At 68.6% G+C, this 19190-nt stretch carries 17 protein-coding genes and 2 pseudogenes; 10 read left to right on the top strand and 9 right to left on the bottom strand.

Going from position 1 to position 19190, the window contains the following annotated elements; translation table 11 throughout:
* Positions 1-351, top strand: a pseudogene (locus VLG41_RS20685) (aminotransferase); the annotation flags it as partial.
* A gap of 19 nt (positions 352-370) precedes the next feature.
* Here the strand turns inward: VLG41_RS20685 and VLG41_RS20690 are convergent.
* The 4 genes from VLG41_RS20690 to tkt form a co-directional block, all read right to left on the bottom strand.
* The gene (locus VLG41_RS20690; RefSeq protein ID WP_325351275.1) at positions 371-1288 is read right to left on the bottom strand and encodes a hypothetical protein; all 918 of its coding nucleotides are present in this window, start codon (positions 1286-1288) and stop codon (positions 371-373) included.
* A 59-nt stretch (positions 1289-1347) separates the two neighbouring features.
* Complete coding sequence (locus tag VLG41_RS20695) at positions 1348-1626, bottom strand: hypothetical protein (RefSeq protein WP_325351276.1); 279 nt, start codon at positions 1624-1626, stop codon at positions 1348-1350.
* Positions 1627-1721: 95 nt separating this feature from the next.
* Complete coding sequence (gap, locus tag VLG41_RS20700; RefSeq protein ID WP_325351277.1) at positions 1722-2720, bottom strand: type I glyceraldehyde-3-phosphate dehydrogenase; 999 nt, start codon at positions 2718-2720, stop codon at positions 1722-1724.
* Between the two features lie 34 nt (positions 2721-2754).
* A complete protein-coding gene (gene tkt, locus VLG41_RS20705) occupies positions 2755-4812 on the bottom strand; it encodes a transketolase (protein WP_325351278.1) in 2058 nt (685 codons plus the stop codon).
* Positions 4813-5030: 218 nt separating this feature from the next.
* On the opposite strand from tkt, the gene VLG41_RS20710 reads away from it, so the two are divergent.
* Together VLG41_RS20710 and VLG41_RS20715 are read left to right on the top strand one after the other, a co-directional pair.
* Positions 5031-5759 (top strand): nucleotidyltransferase family protein, encoded by a 729-nt coding sequence (locus VLG41_RS20710; protein ID WP_325351279.1) that lies wholly within the window; start codon positions 5031-5033, stop codon positions 5757-5759.
* 37 nt (positions 5760-5796) lie between these two features.
* Entirely contained in the window at positions 5797-7194 is a 1398-nt protein-coding gene (locus VLG41_RS20715; protein ID WP_325351280.1) for an aminopeptidase P N-terminal domain-containing protein, read from the top strand.
* A 9-nt stretch (positions 7195-7203) separates the two neighbouring features.
* On the opposite strand, the gene VLG41_RS20720 is transcribed toward VLG41_RS20715, so the two are convergent.
* Positions 7204-7509 carry a hypothetical protein gene (locus VLG41_RS20720; protein ID WP_325351281.1) on the bottom strand — a complete coding sequence of 102 codons (306 nt, stop codon included), beginning with the start codon at positions 7507-7509 and terminating at the stop codon, positions 7204-7206.
* A gap of 131 nt (positions 7510-7640) precedes the next feature.
* On the opposite strand from VLG41_RS20720, the gene bfr reads away from it, so the two are divergent.
* From bfr to VLG41_RS20745, 5 genes and pseudogenes are all read left to right on the top strand, one after another.
* Complete coding sequence (gene bfr / locus VLG41_RS20725) at positions 7641-8117, top strand: bacterioferritin (protein WP_325351282.1); 477 nt, start codon at positions 7641-7643, stop codon at positions 8115-8117.
* 102 nt (positions 8118-8219) lie between these two features.
* The gene (locus VLG41_RS20730) at positions 8220-8444 is read left to right on the top strand and encodes a (2Fe-2S)-binding protein (RefSeq protein ID WP_009520720.1); all 225 of its coding nucleotides are present in this window, start codon (positions 8220-8222) and stop codon (positions 8442-8444) included.
* A gap of 159 nt (positions 8445-8603) precedes the next feature.
* The gene (locus tag VLG41_RS20735) at positions 8604-10931 is read left to right on the top strand and encodes an NADP-dependent malic enzyme (protein WP_325351283.1); all 2328 of its coding nucleotides are present in this window, start codon (positions 8604-8606) and stop codon (positions 10929-10931) included.
* A 179-nt stretch (positions 10932-11110) separates the two neighbouring features.
* Positions 11111-11539 carry a ribonuclease domain-containing protein gene (locus VLG41_RS20740; RefSeq protein ID WP_325351284.1) on the top strand — a complete coding sequence of 143 codons (429 nt, stop codon included), beginning with the start codon at positions 11111-11113 and terminating at the stop codon, positions 11537-11539.
* Between the two features lie 53 nt (positions 11540-11592).
* Positions 11593-11988 (top strand): annotated as a pseudogene (locus tag VLG41_RS20745) (barstar family protein); the annotation flags it as partial.
* Between the two features lie 268 nt (positions 11989-12256).
* Here the strand turns inward: VLG41_RS20745 and rsmA are convergent.
* The 3 genes from rsmA to VLG41_RS20760 are packed head-to-tail and all read right to left on the bottom strand — an operon-like array spanning position 12257 to position 16777.
* Complete coding sequence (gene rsmA / locus VLG41_RS20750; protein ID WP_325351285.1) at positions 12257-13018, bottom strand: 16S rRNA (adenine(1518)-N(6)/adenine(1519)-N(6))-dimethyltransferase RsmA; 762 nt, start codon at positions 13016-13018, stop codon at positions 12257-12259.
* Positions 13015-14385: a peptidylprolyl isomerase gene (locus tag VLG41_RS20755; RefSeq protein ID WP_325351286.1), complete on the bottom strand. Its 1371-nt coding sequence runs from the start codon at positions 14383-14385 to the stop codon at positions 13015-13017. Before VLG41_RS20755 ends, rsmA begins: the two co-directional genes overlap by 4 nt.
* Positions 14378-16777, bottom strand: coding sequence for an LPS-assembly protein LptD (locus tag VLG41_RS20760; protein ID WP_325351287.1), 2400 nt, complete (start codon positions 16775-16777; stop codon positions 14378-14380). The genes VLG41_RS20755 and VLG41_RS20760 overlap by 8 nt, the downstream gene beginning before the upstream one ends.
* A 121-nt stretch (positions 16778-16898) precedes the next feature.
* Between VLG41_RS20760 and VLG41_RS20765 the strand changes: the two genes are divergently transcribed.
* Positions 16899-17990, top strand: coding sequence for an aminoglycoside phosphotransferase family protein (locus VLG41_RS20765; protein WP_325351288.1), 1092 nt, complete (start codon positions 16899-16901; stop codon positions 17988-17990).
* A 138-nt stretch (positions 17991-18128) separates the two neighbouring features.
* Positions 18129-18833 carry a 16S rRNA (uracil(1498)-N(3))-methyltransferase gene (locus VLG41_RS20770; protein ID WP_325351289.1) on the top strand — a complete coding sequence of 235 codons (705 nt, stop codon included), beginning with the start codon at positions 18129-18131 and terminating at the stop codon, positions 18831-18833.
* A 17-nt stretch (positions 18834-18850) separates the two neighbouring features.
* On the opposite strand, the gene VLG41_RS20775 is transcribed toward VLG41_RS20770, so the two are convergent.
* Positions 18851-19190, bottom strand: a 340-nt coding sequence (locus VLG41_RS20775; RefSeq protein ID WP_325351290.1) for a methyl-accepting chemotaxis protein, incomplete at its 5' end; no start/stop codon positions are given.

The raw sequence follows: 19190 nt of genomic DNA on the forward strand, positions 1-19190 counted from the left end.
ACCTACGACCTCACGCTGTCGGCCTACCTCAAGGAGAAGATCGTCGAGCGCTGGGGCGTGGAGTCGCTGTACTCGCCCAAGGACGACCCCAAGCTGGTGTGCGCGCTGACCTCGTTCAACCCGTTCCGCAACAAGGACGACGTGATGAACTCGGCCAAGGCCACGCAGTTCGTCTCGCGCCTGCAGGCCGAGTACCCGCAGGGCCTGATCATCCGCAACGCGAGCTTCCCGGTGATCGGCGCCGCCTCGAACCACTACGCGATGCGCGTCTCCACGCACCTGTGGCACGACGCCAACGACATCGACGCGCTGGTCGATGCCATGTGGGACCTGTCGGGCAAGATGGCCTGAGGGTCTGCGCGGCCGGGCCTCAGCCCAGCTCGGGCGCCAGGCCCGGCGCCTTGTCCATGTCGGCCCCGTTGTACAGCTTGTGCTGGGCAGCGGGGCTGCCCACGTCGGACACCACGGCCAGGCGCCATTGCGGGTCGCGCCGGGCGAAGGCGCGCTGCGCGGCCGTCAGCGCATAGCCGGTCGCGCCCGTGGCCGTGCCCTTGACGACGAGCTTGAGCAGGGTCTTGCCCTTCTTGTCGCGCACCTCGGCCTCGTAGCCCGGGTTGGGCGCCTCCAGCAGCTCGGTCTTGTAGCCGTAGCCGGCGAAATGGCGCGTCAGGTGGTCCAGCGCGGCGCTGTGCAGGTCGCCGCCACCGCCGACCTCGATGGCCGGCGCATCGGGCGCGGCGTCCACGATGCCGGCACGCCCACGCGCAGCCTGGACCTCGGCTTCGTTCGGCACCCAGCCGCGCGGGCCGCGCACCAGCACCACATGGCGCTGCTCGGGGCTCCAGACGGCCACGTGCCAGGGCTCGTCGTCGGGCACGCGCACCGACATGCGGGCGGCCTTGTCGGTCTCGATGTCGGCGATGGCCACGCGGTTGGTCTGCAGCACGGCGCGCAGGGGCTGGTCGGCGTCCAGCGCCCGCTTGATGAGCTGGATGCGGTCCTTGGTGCGCTGGATGCGCAGGTCGGTGCGCTCGCCGCCGCCGATGCGGTGCAGCGGGTCGAGCGACTCGAGCAGGAACCAGCGCCCACCCTCGCCCACGCTGACGAGTTCGGCCCAGATGGTCACGATGATGTTGTCGCCGGTGGCCAGCCAGGCCAGGTCGGAGGCCTTGTCGCGCGCGTCGAACACGCCCATCTTGGCGATGATCTCCACCGGCGTGCGTTTGTCGCCGGACAGGCGTTTCTCGTTGATGACCGCCAGGACGGCGGGTGCGACTTCTTTGTCCATGGAAAACAGGAGGGCCGGTCTCGACCGGCCCTTTTTCTGGGGGGTGGAAGGAGGGGGCCTCAGCCGCGCGGTGGCGCGGCGGCCTTGTCCAGCGCGGTGTTGACCTCGTCCAGCGTCTCGGCCGACTGGGTCAGCGTCTTCTCGACGGCGCCCGTGTGGCCCAGCGCCTGCTCGACCTCGCGCGTGCGCGCTTCCTCGCTCAGGTGGGTGTCGAGCACGGTGTTGGCCACGGCCAGGTCGTCGGCCGCCTGCCGGATGTCGGCGGCGACCTCCTTGGCCTTTTCGATCGCCTGCTCCAGGTGCTTGGCGGCCTGGGCATCGTTGGAAGGCTGGGACATGGTGGAACTTCTGGGACAAGGCGGGCGCACATCGTAGCGCGCCCGCCAGCGCCGGGACAAGCCGCCCGGCGCAGCGCTTCGCTTACTTGGCGCTCTTACTTCGCAATCACGCGGACCATTTCGAGCACCTTGTTCGAGTAGCCCCACTCGTTGTCGTACCAGGACACCAGCTTGACGAAGGTGCCGTCCAGCGCGATGCCGGCCTCGGCGTCGAAAATCGAGGTGCGGGCGTCGCCGCGGAAGTCGGTGGCGACCACCTTGTCTTCTGTGTAGCCCAGCACGCCCTTGAGCGCGCCTTCGGACTGGGCCTTGAACTCGGCGCAGATGTCCTTGTAGCTGGCTTCCTTGACCAGTTCCACCGTCAGGTCGACCACCGACACGTCGGAGGTCGGCACGCGGAAGGACATGCCGGTCAGCTTCTTGTTCAGCTCGGGAATCACCACGCCCACGGCCTTGGCGGCACCGGTGCTGGAGGGAATGATGTTCTCCAGGATGCCGCGGCCGCCGCGCCAGTCCTTGTTGGACGGGCCGTCGACGGTCTTCTGCGTGGCGGTGGCGGCGTGCACGGTGGTCATCAGGCCGCGCTTGATGCCCCACTTGTCGTTGAGCACCTTGGCCACGGGGGCCAGGCAGTTGGTGGTGCAGCTGGCGTTGCTGATGATGGCCTGGCCGGCGTAGGTCTCGTGGTTCACGCCATAGACGAACATGGGCGTGTCGTCCTTGCTGGGCGCGGACATGATGACCTTCTTGGCGCCCGCGGCCAGGTGCTTCTCGGCGCCGGCCTTGTCCAGGAAGATGCCGGTGGACTCGATCACCACGTCGGCACCGACCTCGTTCCACTTCAGTTCGGCCGGGTCCTTCACGGCGGTCAGGCGGATCTTCTTGCCGTTGACGATCAGGTTGCTGCCCTCGACCTTCACGTCGCCATCGAAGCGGCCGTGCACGCTGTCGTACTTGAGCATGTAGGCCAGGTAGTCGGGCTCGAGCAGGTCGTTGATGGCGACCACCTCGATGTCCTTGAAGTTGGCGATCGCCGCGCGAAACACCATGCGCCCGATGCGCCCGAAACCGTTGATACCGACCTTGATCGTCATGCTGTCATCTCCAGGGGTTGGATGTCGAAGGGAATCACTGCTGCGCGAGCACGGCGCGCACCGTGTCCGCCACGTTCTGCTCGGTGAAGCCGAAGTGCTTGAACAGCACCGGCGCGGGGGCCGACTCACCGTAGCTGTCGATGCCGACCACCGCCGACACGCCGTACTTCCACCAGAAGTCGGTCACACCCATCTCGACCGCGATCCGCGGCAGGCCGGCGGGCAGCACGGCCTTCTTGTAGGCCGCGCTCTGGCGGTCGAAGCGGGTGGTGCCGGGCATGGAGACCACACGCACCGCGATGCCGTGTTCCTTGGCCAGCAGTTCCTGCGCCTTGAGCGCGAGTTGCACCTCGGAGCCGGTGGCGATGATCACTGCCTGGGCCTTCTTCTTCAGGCCCAGATCGGCGGGCTCGGACAGCACGTAGGCGCCTTTGGCGATGTCGCTCAGGTCCTTCTTGGGCGCATAGGGCAGGTTCTGGCGCGACAGCAGCAGCGCGGTGGGCTTGTCCTTGTTCTCCAGCGCCACGGCCCAGGCGATGGCGGTCTCGGCGGTATCGGCCGGGCGCCAGACGTCCAGGTTGGGGATCAGGCGCAGGCTGGCGGCGTGTTCGATCGACTGGTGCGTGGGGCCGTCCTCGCCCAGGCCGATGGAGTCGTGGGTGAACACATGCACCACGCGCTGCTTCATCAGCGCGGCCATGCGAATGGCGTTGCGCGAGTAGTCGCTGAAGGTGAGGAAGGTGCCGCCGTAGGGGATGTAGCCCCCGTGCAAGGCCACGCCGTTCATGACGGCGGCCATGCCGAACTCGCGCACGCCGTAGTTGATGTGGCGGCCCAGGCGGCCGGCCTCGTCACGCACCGGGTTGCCGGCGAGGTCGAAGCGCAGCGCGGGCGTGGACTTGGTGTTGGTGAGGTTGGAGCCGGTGAGGTCGGCGCTGCCGCCCAGCAGCTCGGGCAGCGCGGCGGTGAAGTGCTCCAGCGCGAGCTGACTGGCCTTGCGGCTGGCCACGGTCTCGGCCTTGCTGTGCGCCTGCACGGCGGCGTCCACGGCCACCTGTGCGAAGTTCGTCGGCAGATCGCCCTTCATGCGGCGCTCGAACTCGGCGGCCAGCTCGGGGTGGGCGGCGCGATAGGCGCGAAAGCGCGCGTGCCAGTCGGCCTCGGCCTCGCCGCCAGCGCTTGTCGCGTCCCAGGCGGCGTAGACCTCGTCGGGCACCACGAAGGGCTCGTGCGACCAGCCCAGGGCCTCGCGCGTGAGCTTGATTTCCTCGGCGCCCAGCGGCTCGCCGTGCGCCTTGGCGGTGTTGGCGCGGTTCGGGCTGCCCTTGCCGATGTGGGTCTTGCAGATGATCAGGCTGGGCTGTTCGGGGTGTTGGCGCGCCTGGGCGATGGCGTGGTCCACCGCGTCCACGTCGTGGCCGTCGATGGGGCCGATGACGTTCCAGCCGCAGGCCACGAAGCGCAGGGCCGTGTTGTCGATGAACCAGGGCGTGACCTTGCCGTCGATGGAGATGCCGTTGTCGTCGTACAGCGCGATGAGCTTGTTGAGCTTCCAGGCGCCGGCCAGGGCCACGGCCTCGTGGCTGACACCTTCCATCAGGCAGCCATCGCCCAGGAACACGTAGGTGTGGTGGTCGACGACGGTGTGGCCGGGGCGGTTGAACTCGGCGGCCAGCAGCTTCTCCGCCAAGGCCATGCCCACGGCGTTGCTGATGCCCTGGCCCAGCGGGCCGGTGGTGGTTTCCACGCCGGGGGTGACGCCGACCTCGGGGTGGCCGGCCGTCTTGCTGTGCAACTGGCGGAAGTTCTTGAGCTCCTGCACGGGCAGCGCGTAGCCCGTGAGGTGCAGCAGCGAGTAGATGAGCATGGAGCCGTGCCCGTTGGACAGCACGAAGCGGTCGCGGTCGGCCCAGTGCGGGTTCGCCGGGTTGTGGCGCAGGTGGCGGCCCCAGAGCGCGACGGCCATGTCGGCCATGCCCATGGGCGCGCCGGGGTGGCCGGAGTTGGCGGCCTGCACCGCGTCCATCGCCAGAGCGCGAATGGCGTTGGCCATGACCAGGGGGGAGACGGTGACGACAGCGGAGTCGCTCATGAAGACCTCGGGTGGGGTGGGGCGCGGCGTGGGCGCGTGGCGCCGCCCAGCCTGGGGAAAACCCCGGATTTTACCGGTTGGGCACGCGCTGGCCGCCCGGGTGGGGGGTATCGGCCGCGACCGCGAGCGACGCCGCATCAGGGGCGGGCGGCCTGTCCGCCCGGGCCTGTCACCCCGGCGCCCCGAGAACGCTACAGTCGAGGCTTCGCCCATCCACCATGGCCCATCCCGCTCACGCCATCGTCCTGGCCGCCGGCCGCGGCAACCGCATGCGCCCGCTGACCGACCAGGTGCCCAAGCCCTTGCTGGACGTGCAAGGCAAGCCGCTGCTGCAATGGCATGCAGACGCACTGGCCGACGCCGGTTGTGTCGACCTGGTCATCAACACCGCCTGGCTGGGCGAACAGATCCCTGAGCACTTCGGCCCGCACCCGCGCAGCAGCGACGGCCTGCCGATGGACATCGCCTACTCGGCCGAAGGCGAGGACTTCGGCTACGCGCTGGAGACCGCCGGCGGCATCGCGCGCGCGCTGCCCTTGCTGGGCGAGGTGTTCTGGGTGGTGGCGGGCGACGTCTTCGCGCCCGGCTTCCCCTTCGACCCCGACGCGCTGGCGCGCTTCGCGCGCGGCGACCGGCTGGCCCACCTGTGGCTGGTGCCCAACCCCGACCACAACCCGCGCGGCGATTTCGGGCTGAGCCCCGAAGGCCTGGCGCTCAATGGGGGTGAGCCGCGCCACACCTACAGCACCATCGGCCTGTACCGGCGCGCGCTGTTCGAGGCGCCGTGGTTCGACATCCCGCCCGGCAACCCGCAAGGCCGCGCCGAGCCCCTGGCGCCGCTGTTGCGCCGCGCCATGGACGCGGGACGGGTGAGCGCGGAGCTGTACACGGGGCCCTGGACGGATGTCGGTACCCCCGAGCGGCTCGCGGAGCTGAACGCCCGCTGAGTTCCCGGGGTCGGGCGCTTGCCGCCACAATGGCGCGATGGACGCCTCGACCCACTTCCGCCTCTACGCCGAGCGCCGCGCGCGCCTGGCCTCGCAACTCGGCCCGGGCGGCATCGCCATCGTGCCCACCGCGCTGGAGCGCCCGCGCAACCGCGACACCGATTTCATCTACCGGCACGACAGCTACTTCTACTACCTGAGCGGCTTCGCCGAGCCCCAGGCCTGGCTGCTCATCACCGCCGAAGGCCGCACCACCCTCTTCTGCCAGCCCAAGGACCTCGAACGCGAGATCTGGGACGGCATCCGCCTGGGCCCCGAGGCCGCCCCGGCCGCGCTGGGCGTGGACGAGGCGTTTTCTGTCGCCGAACTCGACCAGCGGCTGCCCAAGCTGCTGGAGAACCGCTCGGTGGTCTGGTACCCCTTCGCCACCCACGCGGGGCTGGAGGGCCGCATCGACGGCTGGCTGCAGAAGGTGCGCGCCCGCGTGCGCTACGGCGCCCTGTGCCCGGAAAGCCAGCGCGACCTGTGCACCCTGCTCGACGAGATGCGCCTCGTGAAGGACGCGCACGAGCTGGACATCATGCGCCGCGCCTCGCGCATCAGCGCGCGCGCCCACATCCGCGCCATGCAGCGCAGCGCCGCCATGCTGCGCGCCGGACAGGACGTGCGCGAATACCACCTGGACGCCGAGCTGCTGCACGAATTCCGCCAGGGCGGTTCGCAATACCCCGCCTACGGCAGCATCGTGGCCGCGGGCGCGAACGCCTGCATCCTGCACTACCGAGCCGACGCCGCGCCCATCCGCGACGGCGAACTGGTGCTGATCGACGCCGGCTGCGAACTCGATGGCTACGCCAGCGACATCACGCGCACCTTCCCGGCCAACGGCCGCTTCACCGGCCCCCAGCGCGCGGTCTACGACCTGGTGCTGGCGAGCCAGGACGCCGCCGTGGCGGCGACCAAGGCCGGCGCGCGTTTCGTGGGCCCGCACGAGGCCACGGTGAAGGTGCTTGCACAAGGCCTGCTCGACCTGGGCCTGCTCGACAAGAACAAGGCCGGCACGGTGGACGACGTGATCGCCAACCGCAGCTACTTCGCCTTCTACATGCACCGCACCGGCCACTGGCTGGGCATGGACGTGCACGACTGCGGCAGCTACGTGGAGCCGTCCGAGGTCGGCCAGGTCAGCGAGCGCCTGGACCCGTTGTCCGGCGAAACCATCAAGGACCGCCCGAGCCGCATCCTGCGTCCGGGCATGGTGCTCACCATCGAGCCCGGGCTCTACATCCGCCCGGCCGAGGGCGTGCCCGAGCGCTTCTGGAACATCGGCATCCGCATCGAGGACGACGCGGTGGTCACCGACACCGGTTGCGAGCTGATCACCCGCGACGTGCCGGTGGCGCCCGACGCCATCGAGGCACTGATGCGGGGCTGAACGCGCTCCTCACTGCAGGGTGCGGTGCTCCGGCAGAGGCACCATGCCCGCCGTGGGCGCGGCGGCGCCGCCCAACTCCAGCAGCCAGCGCGAGCTCAGGCGCCCCAGCAGCACCCGCATCGGTTGCGACAGCGCCGGGTGCTGCGCCAGCTCAGTGAGGTTGCTCACCACCTTGCCCACCATCAATTCGCGCTGACACACCGGGCCGCTGTGCTGGGCGCAGCCAGTCATGAGCGCGAGCGTGCCGGCCAGCAGCGCTTCGACGGGGGGCAGGCTGTATTCCTCGTCGGCGTGGGTCGCAAAGGGGGGGTTCATGGGGTGCTCCAGCGGTGACAGGCACCACATCATATGAGAACAATTCTCATTTGCAAAGGAGCAACCCCTTTCCCGGTCTTTTCATCGGTCCACAATCCCCGAGCCCTCACCAACAACGACAAGGAGTTCACATGAAAGGCGACGCCAAAGTGATTGCGCACCTGCAGGCGCAACTGAAGAACGAGCTGACCGCCATCAACCAGTACTTCGTGCATTACCGCATGCTCAAGCACTGGGGCCTGGACAAGCTCGCCGGCAAGGAATACGAGGAGTCGATCGGCGAGATGAAGCACGCCGACAAGCTGATGGACCGCATCTTCACGCTCGATGGCCTGCCCAACCTGCAAGACCTGGGCAAGCTGCACATCGGCGAAGACGTGCCCGAAATGCTGCGCGCCGACCTCGGCCTGGAGCAAGGCGCACAAGCCACCATCAAGGAAGGCATCGCCCACTGCGAGTCCGTCCGCGACTATGTTTCCCGCGACCTGCTCCAGACGATCCTGGACGATACCGAGGAACACATCGACTTCCTGGAGACCCAGATCGATCTGCTCGACAAGGTCGGCCTGCAGAACTACCTGCAAAGCCAAATGGGCTCGGTGAGCTGATCTGCCCCTGGGGAGAAGCCGCCCGTCGGGCGGTCTTCACGGGGTCTTGCGCAATGAATGCGAGCCATTATCATTTGCAGGAGTTTCCCGACCCCTATCCCCATGATCGTCTGCGTTTGCCATCGCGTCAGTGACAAGACCATCGCCCAGTGCGCCCGGTCCGGCATGGCGTTCGACGACATCCAGCTTGAACTTGGCGTGGCCACGCAATGCGGCCAATGCGAAGGTTGCGCACGATCGGTCTTCTCCGAATGCGCCCCGGGCCATGTGGTGGCCCACCTGCAACTGCAGACCGCCGAACAGGCCCGTCAGGTCGAGCGCGCCTGAACCTCCGCCCGGCAGGCGCTGGGCGAACCGATTCCCCCCGTCACAGTCACAAGCCCTTCACCCGGCGAGCCGTGCCTGCGCGCTCGGGTTTTCCCTGTGCCCGACTTAGAATGCGAATCCGCCTTTCGCATGGCAGAAAATCAACGGCCGGAGACATGCATGACCGCATCCAGCACCCCTGAGGACAAACGCGCCGAACTGCGCCGCGCCGCGCTGCAGTACCACGAGCAGCCCCTGCCCGGCAAAGTGGCCATTGCCGCCACCAAGCCCCTGTCGAACCAGCGCGATCTGGCACTGGCGTATTCGCCCGGCGTGGCGGCACCGTGCGAGGAAATCGCGGCCGATCCGGTCAACGCCTTCAAATACACCGCGCGCGGCAACCTGGTCGCGGTCATCACCAACGGCACCGCCGTGCTGGGCCTGGGCGACATTGGCCCGCTGGCCGCCAAGCCGGTGATGGAAGGCAAGGGCGTGCTGTTCAAGAAGTTCTCGGGCATCGACGTCTTCGACATCGAGATCAACGAGAAAGACCCCGACAAGCTGGTCGAGGTCATCGCCGCGCTCGAGCCCACCTTCGGCGGCATCAACCTCGAGGACATCAAGGCCCCCGACTGCTTCTACGTCGAGCGCAAGCTGCGCGAACGCATGAAGATCCCGGTCTTCCACGACGACCAGCACGGCACCGCCATCGTGGTGGGCGCGGCCATCCTCAACGGCATGAAGGTGGTCGGCAAGGACCTCAAGAAGGTCAAGCTCGTGACCTCCGGCGCCGGCGCCGCCGCCCTCGCCTGCCTGGGCCTGCTGGTCAAGCTGGGCCTGCCACGCGAGAACATCTGGGTGACCGATCTGGCCGGCGTCGTCTACGAAGGCCGCACCGAGCTGATGGACGAGGACAAGATCCAGTTCGCTCAGAAAACCAGCGCGCGCACCCTGGCCGAGGTGGTCGCGGGCGCGGACATCTTCCTGGGCCTGTCGGCCGGCGGCGTACTCAAGCCGGAGATGGTCAAGTCCATGGCGGCCAAGCCCCTGATCCTGGCGCTGGCCAATCCCAACCCGGAGATCCTGCCGGAAGACGTACAGGCCGTGCGCGACGACGCGATCATGGCGACCGGCCGCACGGACTACCCGAACCAGGTCAACAACGTCCTGTGCTTCCCGTACATCTTCCGCGGCGCACTCGACTCGGGTGCCACCACCATCACCGACGAGATGGAGATCGCCGCGGTGCACGCCATCGCCGAACTGGCGCAGGCCGAGCAGAGCGAGGTCGTCGCTGCCGCCTACGCGGGCGAGAAGCTGGCCTTCGGCCCGGAGTACCTGATCCCCAAGCCTTTCGATCCGCGGCTGATGATGAAGATCGCGCCTGCCGTGGCGCAGGCCGCGGCCGACAGTGGCGTGGCGCTGCGTCCCGTCAAGGACATGGCGGCCTACCGCGAGAAGCTGCAGGGCTTCGTGTTCGCTTCGGGCACCGTCATGCGGCCCATCTTCTCGGCCGCCAAGCTGGCCACGCGCAAGCGCGTGGCCTACGCCGAAGGCGAGGAAGAGCGCGTGCTGCGCGCCTGCCAGATCGTGGTGGACGAAGGCCTGGCGCGGCCGACGCTGATCGGCCGACCGGCCATCATCGCCCAGCGCATCGACAAATTCGGCCTGCGCCTGAAGGAGGGCCTGGACTACGACGTCGTCAACGTCGAGCAGGACCACCGCTACCGCGACTTCTGGCAGACCTATCACCGCATGACCGAGCGCAAGGGCGTCACGCAGCAGCTCGCCAAGATCGAGATGCGCCGCCGCCTCACCCTCATCGGCACCATGCTGCTGCACAAGGGCGAGGTCGATGGCCTCATCTGCGGCACCTGGGGCAGCACCCACGGGCACCTGCACTACATCGACCAGGTCATCGGCAAGCGCGCTGGCGGCAGCCCCAGCACCGCGCAGGACGTACGCATCTACGCCTGCATGAACGGCCTCATGCTGCCCGGCCGCCAGGTCTTCCTGGTCGACACGCACGTGAACCACGACCCCTCGCCCGAAGAGTTGTGCGAGATCACGGTGATGGCGGCCGAGGAAATGCTGCGCTTCGGCATCCAGCCCAAGGCGGCCCTGCTGTCGCATTCGAGCTTTGGCTCGTCCAACGAGCCCTCGGCGGTCAAGATGCGCCGCACCCTGGACCTGCTGCGCGAACAGGCACCCTGGCTGGAAGTGGACGGCGAAATGCACGGCGACGTGGCGCTGGACCCGGTGGCCCGGGCCGCGCTCATGCCCAATTCCACCCTGAAGGGCGTGGCCAACCTGCTGGTCCTGCCCAACATCGACGCCGCCAACATCGCCTACAACCTGCTCAAGACAGCGGCCGGCGGCAACATCGCCATCGGCCCGGTGCTGCTCGGTGCCGCCCAGCCGGTGCATATCCTCACGCCCAGTGCCACCGTTCGCCGCATCGTGAACATGACGGCCCTGACGGTGGCGGACGCCAATGTTGCCCGCTAGGGCACTCAGTCAAAGCGGGCGCTAACTTTTTTTGCGCCATTTCGCCGAGCTGACTGCCTATTTTTTAGGCAGTCGCTTGCGTTTTGGGGCCGGTTAGGGCACACTCTCGCGCTTGAGTTTCAGGGTTAACCCCAGGCCGCAGGGTCCGGGTTCTCCCGCATCAGGAGCAAGCCAACCTCATGGATCTGCGGCGGATACGCCAGCACTGGGGCAAGGGCAAAGCCGGCTTTGTTGCGACTGTCGTGGCCACTGTGGTCGCCAGCGCAGGCACCTTTCTGGTGCAAGCCCGCGGTCCCGAACCCGTCGTCCTCGCCCCCTCCGCATCCGTGTCGGTATCGGCCCTGCCAACGCAGGGCAAGCAGGTTCTGGGCCAGATCCATCAGGGTGGGCCCTTTCGCTACGAAAAGGACGGCACCGTCTTCTTCAACCGCGAAGGTCTGCTGCCCAGGGAACGGCGGGGGTACTACCGGGAATACACCGTACCCACCCCGGGTTTGAATCACCGGGGAGCGCGGCGTATTGTGTGTGGCGGCGCCCGGCCCGTGGCGCCTGATGCCTGTTATTACACGGAAGACCACTACTCGAGCTTCAGGCGCATCGTGCAGTGATCTTCCGAAGAGCGATCGGTATTTCAACCTTTGACTGTGAAAGAGACGCGGAGATGGACACGCCACTTCGTAATGTGCGACCCAACATCGTCCAGTCCATTCGCGCCTATGGCGTGAAGGACCTGCAAGCGGCGGCCGAGTACCTCGGCCACCACTTCCTCTACGCCAACCTGGCCAAGGCGCAGAGCAAGCAGGACGTGCTGGAGCTGATCGCCGCCCAGTACACGCTGCCCGCGCACTTCGGCAAGAACTTCGACGCGCTGTACGACTGCATGACCGACATGGTCCACAAGTCCGGGCCGCAGACCGGCTTCATCGTGGTGCTCGAGCACATCCCGGCGCACAGCAAGTTCGATAAGGAAGCGCGCGAGCAACTGCTCGACATCTTCCGCGACGCGGCCGACTACTGGAGCGACCGCAAGGTCCCGTTCCGCTGCTTCTACTCGTTCTCGGTGGCGCGCAGCCCCAAAGGCGAAGAGCCGATCGAGGTGCAGAACGAAGAACCCATGCCGACGGACAAGATCCTCGACGTGAGCCCGCAGGCCCTGCGCATGAGCAGCCCCTTCAACGCCGGCTACTGGCTGGCGGCCGCTTGACAAGCCCACCCCCGCGCCGCGCCTGACGGCGCGTCACCCCCTCAAGGGGGCGACACCGACGGACTGGCAGAGCCAGATCCGTGGTGTCACTGGATGAGCCGCGACACTTGTCGCGGCTTTTTCATGCCTGCGAGGTTTGCGCCAGGCTGACGTATTCGCTGACGGGCACTTCTTCCGCTCGGCGTTGCAGGTCGAAGTTTCCGGTGGCCTGGCGCTGCTCAAGCCACTTGCCCAGCGTGTGCCGCAGCAGCTTGCGGCGCTGACTGAAGGCCACCTGCACGAGTTCGCTCAGGTGCTTCACGTCGATGGCCGGTGGCTCGGACAGCGGCACCATGCGGACGACAGCGCTGTCGACGCGGGGCGGCGGGTCGAAGGCCTCCGGCGGCACGAAGAGCACGTTTTCCATGGCGTAGCGCCACTGCAGCATCACCGACAGGCGCCCGTAGTCGGCGGTTGCGGGCGCAGCGACCATGCGGTCGATGACTTCCTTCTGCAGCATGAAGTGCTGGTCCTGCACGGCCGCGACGTGCTCTAGCAGGTGGAAAAGGATGGGCGAGGAGATGTTGTAGGGCAGGTTGCCGACCACCCGCAAGGGGCCCGTCGCCGTCGCCCGCAAGGCCGTGAAATCCACCTTGAGCACGTCGGACTCGACCACCTCGAGCTGGCCGTGGGCGCGCAGCCGGGCGGCGAGATCGCGATCGAGTTCGATGACGGTCAGGCGGCCGAGCCGCTCCACCAGCGGCTGCGTGAGCGCCGCGAGGCCTGGGCCGATTTCGACCATGGGCTGGCCCGCGCGCGGGTCGATGGCGCGCACGATGGCGTCGATGACGCCGGGATCGGTGAGGAAATGCTGCCCGAAGCGCTTGCGCGCGATGTGCTTCACGGCTGGGGGTCTTCGCGCAGCTCGACGTAGGCGCGCGAACGCACGTCGCGCGCCCACAGCTCCGTGGCCTCCTGCAGCTTGCGCTCGCGCACGACCATGCGCAGGCGCTCGCGCTGCTGGCGCTCGTCGAGCTGCACGTTGCGGCGTTCGTCGACGCGGATGAGGTGCACGCCGAAGCGCGAGACGACGGGCTCGGACACCTCGCCAGGGCGCAGGCGGCTCATGGTGTCCTCGAACTCGGGCACGAACTGGCCGGGCAGGGCCCAGCCCAGGCTGCCACCGTTGGCGGCCGAGCCATCCTGGCTGTTTTCACGCGCCAGCGATTCGAAGGTGGCGGTACCGGCGGTGATGCGCTGGCGGAAGTCGCTCAGGCGCGCAATGGCGGCCTCCGGCGTGAGTTGCGCGTTGGGGCGCAGCAGGATGTGGCTGGCGCGCGTCTGCGTCACGTTCATCGAGGGCATGCCGGCCTGGCGCTTGTCATTGACCTTGAGCACGTGAAAACCCGCGGGACTGCGCAGCGGTCCCGCGATGGCGCCGGCCGCCAGGTTGCGCGTGGACGCCACGAACAGCTCGGGCAGGCGAGAGGCCGCGCGCCAGCCGAATTCGCCGCCGTTGACGCGCTCGGCCGCGTCGGAGAACTCGCGGGCAAGAACCGCGAAATCCTCACCCGCACGGGCGCGCTCGGCCACGCGCTGCGCGCGCGCCTGCCGCTCGGCCACCACCGCCTCGCTGGCGTTCTCGGGCACCAGCACCAGCACGTGGCTGAGGTTGAGTTCAAGGTTGTCGACACCCCCTGCGCCGCGTTGCTCGCGCTGGAATTCCTCGATGTCGGCGTCGGTCACGCGCACGCGGGAGTCGACCTCGCGCTCGCGCAGGCGCTGCAGCAGCAGCTGCTGACGCAGCTCGTCGCGGAAACGGTTGAGGTCGTAGCCCTCGGAGCGCAGCCGGCGGCGGAATTCCTCCTGGCTCAGGCTGTTCTGGGCCGCGATGTTCTGCTCGGCCTGGTCGATCTCGGCGTCGCTCACGCGCAGGCCCGATTCGCGGGCCAGGTGCAGTTGCGCGCGTTCGTTGATGAGTTGTTCCAGCACCTGCCTCAGCAGCACCGCGCGCGGCGGCGCGTTGGTGATGCCGCGCTGCGCGATGTTCTGCTCGACCTGGCGCAGGCGCTGGCGCACCTCGTGGTTGGTGACGGGCTCGGAATTGACGAGGGCAACGATGTAGTCGGCCGTGCGGTTGCCCGCGGCGGACGCGGTGGCCGAGGGCAGCGTCAGGCCGCCGGGTGTGCGCAGTGTCTGCGCCGGCAGCGCAGCGGGCCAGAGCAGGGCCAGGCCCAGGGCGACAGCGGTCAGGAGGGAACGGTCAGTCATAACGTTGGAACCGGCTCGGCGGGTTGATCTCTTCGCGCAGGTACTGGTAGCGCGGCACGTTGTCCCTGAGGGTCTGCAGCGGGTTGGAGCCGATGCGCGAGAAGCCCGAGAACTCGAGCTGGAACAGGATGCGCTGGTTCGCCGACGCCTGGCTGCGCTGCAGCCGCTCGAGCACCACGCGCCCGATCCAGCAACCGGCATCGTACTCAAAGCCCGCCACCAGATCGACCACCTTGCGGTCGGGCACGCTGTAGTTGATGCGCCCTACACCGTACCACTGGCCGGCACCGAGCCCGTAACCCGGCACGGGATCGGGGCTGCGGCCGAACATGCCGCTGAGCGGCCATTGCCAGCCCACGTCGAATTGTTCGGACGCGCCACGCTGCAGGCGCCAGGCCGCGCTGAGCACGTGGTAAGGCCGGGGCGTGTAGCGCGCGCTCACGGTGGTGCGCACCGATTCGTTGGTGGTGGGGTTGTACTGGAAGGTGGTGTCGAACAGCCAGCGCGGGGTCCATTGCACGCGCGCGGCCAGCAGCACGTCGCTGAAGCGCTCCTGCACCGGCTCGCCGCCAGGCAGGGTGACGTTCTGGTCCTTCAGCAGGTAGCGCTGCGCCACGCCCAGGCGCACGATTTCGGCGCCGGTCTCGGGGTCGAGCAGGCGCGAACTCACGCCCAGGGTGACACCGCGCGTGTCGGAAATGCGATCGTTGCCGGTGAAGACGTTCTCGGAGTAGATGGTCGCGAGGTTGAAGTCGACCGCGCCCGAGTCGTAGTTGGGCAGCAGGCTCTGGTCTCGGTAGGGCGTCCAGGTGAAGTAGGCGCGCGGCTCCAGGGTCTGCAGGAAGGCCCGGCCGAAATAGCTGGCGTCGCGCTCGAAGACCAGACCGCTGTCCAGGCTCACGGACGGCACGGCGCGTGAGGCGCTGCGCAGGCCGTTGGCGAGCGGCTGGTCGAAGGTGTATTGCGTGCTGTGCAGGCGCGCGCGCGGCTCGATGAACCAGCCCGGCGTCTGGAAGCGGCGGCTGAGCGTCGCCACGGCCATCGCGCGCTCGCCGTTGCTCTGGCCGGTGAGCAGGGGATTGGATTCGAAACGCGTGTACTCGCCGTACAGCGTCATCGCGAGCGAGCCGGTCTTGTCGGACCAGCCCAGGTCGCCACGGCTGTAGGTCAGGGCCAGCGAGGGCACGCGGTCGTAGGGCGGCGTGATCGGTGCGTCGATGTCCTGCAGGGTCTGCCAGGTGTAGGCCCCGGCCGACGCGGACCAGTAGCCCTGGCTCCAGGTCGCCACCGCGTCGCTGGGCAGCAGGCGCTGCGTGAGCGTGGCGCTGGCGCGCGGGAAGTCGCGCCAGTAGTCGTCGTCGCTCACGCGGTTGAGGTTGAGCGACAGCCCCGCCCCGCCCCGGCCGCCCAGGCGGTTGAGGGCGTCGGTGAACGACTGGTTGTGCTGCAGCGTGTAGCCCCAGCGGTCCTCGCCGCGCAGGCGGTCAGAGGGCATGAAGGAGCCGCGCACGCGGCCGGTGTAGTCGGGCTGCAGGTAGCGGAACTCGGCGCCCATATCGAGCCCGCGCTTGGTCATCAGCGTGGGATAGACGGTGAGGTCGTAGTTGGGCGCGAGGTTGAAGTAGTAGGGCAGCGTGAGCTCGAGGCCGCTCACGCTGTCGAGGCCGATCGTCGGTGGCAGCAGGCCCGACTTGCGCTTGTCGCTCAGCGGGAAGGTGAAGTAGGGCGCACCGAGGATGGGCACGCCCTTGAATTCGAGCACGCCGCCATAAGCCTCGCCCACCTCTTCCACGTTGTCGAACTCGATGCGGTTGGCGCGCACCAGCCAGGCGGGCATCCAGTCCGCGCCGGGGTTGCGCGGGCAGGTGCTGTAGCGCGCCTGGTGGGCGGTGGAGTGGTCTTCGTCGTGGAAGTCCATGCGCGTGGCATCGCCGCGCCCGTCGTTGCTCAGCAGTTCGAACTCGGGCTGCTCGAAATAGCCCTTGAAGGTGTCGACGTTGAGCCGCAGCGCCGGTCCCTTGAAGCGGTCGCCGCCGCGGTTGATGAGCACGTTGCCTTCGGCATGGGCCTCGCGCGTGCGATCGTCGAAGCTGAGCCGGTCGGCGCGGATGACGGTGTCGTGGCGGCGCAGCTCGGCCTCGCCCTCGACGGTGGTGGTCTGGCCCGTGTGGCCCTCGATGCGACGCCCCGAGACGAAGCTGGGTGTCTGGCTGCGCACCTCGGCGGGCAGTTGCTCCTGCAGGCGCAGGCTGGGACGCAAGGCGAGGCCCGGGTCCTGGGCCTGGGCCTGAGCCTGCGCGGGGCTGGCGAAGCAGGCGCCCAGCACCGCTGCGGCCACCGGTGCGATGGCGAACCGGGCGGGAGAGCGAGTCGGGTCGGTGCGGCGTTTCAAGATCGGGCCCGGCGGCGTTCGGGCCGCGCACACTGGCGTTGAAGGCGTTTGTAGAATCCGCCGGATTATTCCACGGGGCCTGCCAGCACCCGGCGCACCGTCCCCCCTATTCCCCTCAGCCATGACCCCGTCGCCGACCACCGTCGCGTGGGCCGACCCGCAGCGCGAGGCGGCCTTCCATTCCTGGCTCGAGCCGCTGGCGCGGCAACACCGCCTGATCCCGTCCAGCCTGCGCCCCGCCTCGGCCGACGCGAGCTTTCGCCGCTACCTGCGGCTGGACAGCGAGGACGGCGGCAGCGCGATCGTGATGGACGCGCCGCCCGACAAGGAAAACAGCGAACCCTTCGTGCGCATCGCGGGCCTGATGCGCGCGGCCGGCCTGCGCGTGCCGCAGGTGCTGGACTGGCAACAGGCGCAGGGCTTCCTGCTGCTCGACGACCTGGGCACGCAGACCCTGCTCGACGTCATCGACGCCGCGCAGCCGCAGGCCAACACCGGCCTGTACCGCGACGCCCTGGCCGCGCTGCTGCCCTGGCAACAGGCCAGCCGCCCCGGCGTGCTGCCGCCTTACGACGAGGCCGTGCTGCGCCGCGAGCTGCAGCTCTTTCCCGACTGGTACCTCGCGCAGCACAAGGGCATCGCGCTGAACGACAGCCAGCAACAGGTTTTGCAGAGGACCTTCGACCTGATCGTGCAGCGCGTGCTGGCCATGCCCACGGTGTACGTGCACCGCGACTTCATGCCGCGCAACCTCATGGTGCTGCGCGAGCGCGGCGACACGCCGGCCACGCAACTCGGCGTGCTCGACTTCCAGGACGCGCTGCACGGCCCCATCACCTACGACATCGCCAGCCTCATGCGCGACGCCTTCCTGAGCTGGGAAGAAGACTTCGTCATCGATGTCACCGTGCGTTACTGGGAACAGGCGCGCCAGACGGGCCTGATGGACTTCGAGGACTGGCACAGCGACTTCGGCGCCTTCTACCGCGCGGTGGAATGGATGGGCCTGCAGCGCCACCTCAAGGTCGCGGGCATCTTCGCGCGCCTCACGCTGCGCGATGGCAAGCCCAAGTACCTGGCCGACGCGCCGCGCTTCATCGCCTACATCCGCGCCACCGCGCACCGCTACCGCGAACTGGCGCCGCTGCTGCGCCTGATCGACGACGTGGAAGGCCTGCAGGCCGCCAATGGCTGGGCCTTCGGGCGAGCATGAAGAAGCATCCCCGCCGCGCTCCGCGCGACCCCCTCAAGGGGGCGACACCAGCGGCCCGGCAAAGCCGGTTCCGCGGTGCCTCTGAGTTCGGCCCCTTCCCCCGTTGCGGATCGTGCTCCGTGCAGTGGAGTCGGTGACATGCCTCGCTTCTTCTGCGATGCCATGCTGGCCCCCGGGGCCGAGTTGGCCCTGCCCCCCAGCGCCGCGCGCCACGTGCAGGTGCTGCGCCTGCAGCCGGGCGAGGAGATCACGCTGTTCAATGGCCAAGGTGGCCAGTGGGCGGCGCGCGTGCTGCGCATGGGCCGCAGCGACGTGTCGGTTCGGGTGGAGGCGCACGAGGCCATCGAACGCGAGGCCGCGCGCGAGGTGACGCTCGCCATTGGCATGCCCGCGAACGAGCGCATGGACTGGCTGGTCGAGAAAGCCACCGAACTCGGTGTCGCCCACATCGCGCCACTGCACACGCAGCACGGCGTGCTGCGCCTGTCGGGTGAGCGCGCGGCGAAGAAGCAGGCGCACTGGCAGGCCATCGCGCAGGCCGCTTGCGAACAGTGCGGCCGCAACCGCGTGCCCACCATCCAGCCCGTGCGCGACTTCGCCGCCTTCCTGCGCGAGGCACAGGGTGCGCGTATGGTGCTCTCGCTGGCCGAGGGCGGCGCACCCGCATCCCAGGCGCTCGGCGGCGACGCGCCGCTCACCGTGTTGATCGGCCCTGAAGGTGGCCTGAGCACGGCCGAAGACACGCAAGCCCGCGCGGCGGGCTTCGTCCCAGCGCAGCTCGGCACCCGTGTGCTGCGCGCGGAAACCGCGGCCCTGGCGGCGCTGACGCTCGCGCTCGCCTGAGCCCGCGCGGTCGCCGTTCAGGCCGCTTGCGGCGCCAGCCGGAACACGGCCACCGCGTCGCTCAGGCGCTCGGCCTGTTCCTTCAGGCTCTGCGCGGCGGCCGCGCTCTCTTCCACCAGCGCCGCGTTCTGCTGCGTCATCTGGTCGAGCTGGTTCACCGCCACGTTCGCTTGGCCGATGCCCTCGCTCTGCTCCCCCGAGGCCGCCGTGATCTCCCCGATGATGTCGCTCACGCGCTGCACCGAGCCCACGATCTCGCTCATGGTCTGGCCCGCATCGGCCACCAGGCGCGAGCCCGCGTCCACGCGCTCCACGCTGGCGCCGATCAGGCCTTTGATCTCTTTCGCCGCCTCCGCG

Origin of the sequence: Hydrogenophaga sp., from assembly GCF_035481345.1 — a bacterium.
GTDB lineage: Bacteria > Pseudomonadota > Gammaproteobacteria > Burkholderiales > Burkholderiaceae_C > Hydrogenophaga.

Coding starts and splice junctions, on each gene's coding strand:
- VLG41_RS20755 (WP_325351286.1), bottom strand. CDS start 14,385: ATGACTGACCGTTCCCTCCTGACCGCTGTCGCCCTGGGCCTGGCCCTG.
- VLG41_RS20715 (WP_325351280.1), top strand. CDS start 5,797: ATGGACGCCTCGACCCACTTCCGCCTCTACGCCGAGCGCCGCGCGCGC.
- bfr (WP_325351282.1), top strand. CDS start 7,641: ATGAAAGGCGACGCCAAAGTGATTGCGCACCTGCAGGCGCAACTGAAG.
- VLG41_RS20690 (WP_325351275.1), bottom strand. CDS start 1,288: ATGGACAAAGAAGTCGCACCCGCCGTCCTGGCGGTCATCAACGAGAAA.
- VLG41_RS20770 (WP_325351289.1), top strand. CDS start 18,129: ATGCCTCGCTTCTTCTGCGATGCCATGCTGGCCCCCGGGGCCGAGTTG.
- VLG41_RS20710 (WP_325351279.1), top strand. CDS start 5,031: ATGGCCCATCCCGCTCACGCCATCGTCCTGGCCGCCGGCCGCGGCAAC.
- VLG41_RS20720 (WP_325351281.1), bottom strand. CDS start 7,509: ATGAACCCCCCCTTTGCGACCCACGCCGACGAGGAATACAGCCTGCCC.
- gap (WP_325351277.1), bottom strand. CDS start 2,720: ATGACGATCAAGGTCGGTATCAACGGTTTCGGGCGCATCGGGCGCATG.
- VLG41_RS20695 (WP_325351276.1), bottom strand. CDS start 1,626: ATGTCCCAGCCTTCCAACGATGCCCAGGCCGCCAAGCACCTGGAGCAG.
- VLG41_RS20735 (WP_325351283.1), top strand. CDS start 8,604: ATGACCGCATCCAGCACCCCTGAGGACAAACGCGCCGAACTGCGCCGC.
- tkt (WP_325351278.1), bottom strand. CDS start 4,812: ATGAGCGACTCCGCTGTCGTCACCGTCTCCCCCCTGGTCATGGCCAAC.
- VLG41_RS20765 (WP_325351288.1), top strand. CDS start 16,899: ATGACCCCGTCGCCGACCACCGTCGCGTGGGCCGACCCGCAGCGCGAG.
- VLG41_RS20730 (WP_009520720.1), top strand. CDS start 8,220: ATGATCGTCTGCGTTTGCCATCGCGTCAGTGACAAGACCATCGCCCAG.
- VLG41_RS20740 (WP_325351284.1), top strand. CDS start 11,111: ATGGATCTGCGGCGGATACGCCAGCACTGGGGCAAGGGCAAAGCCGGC.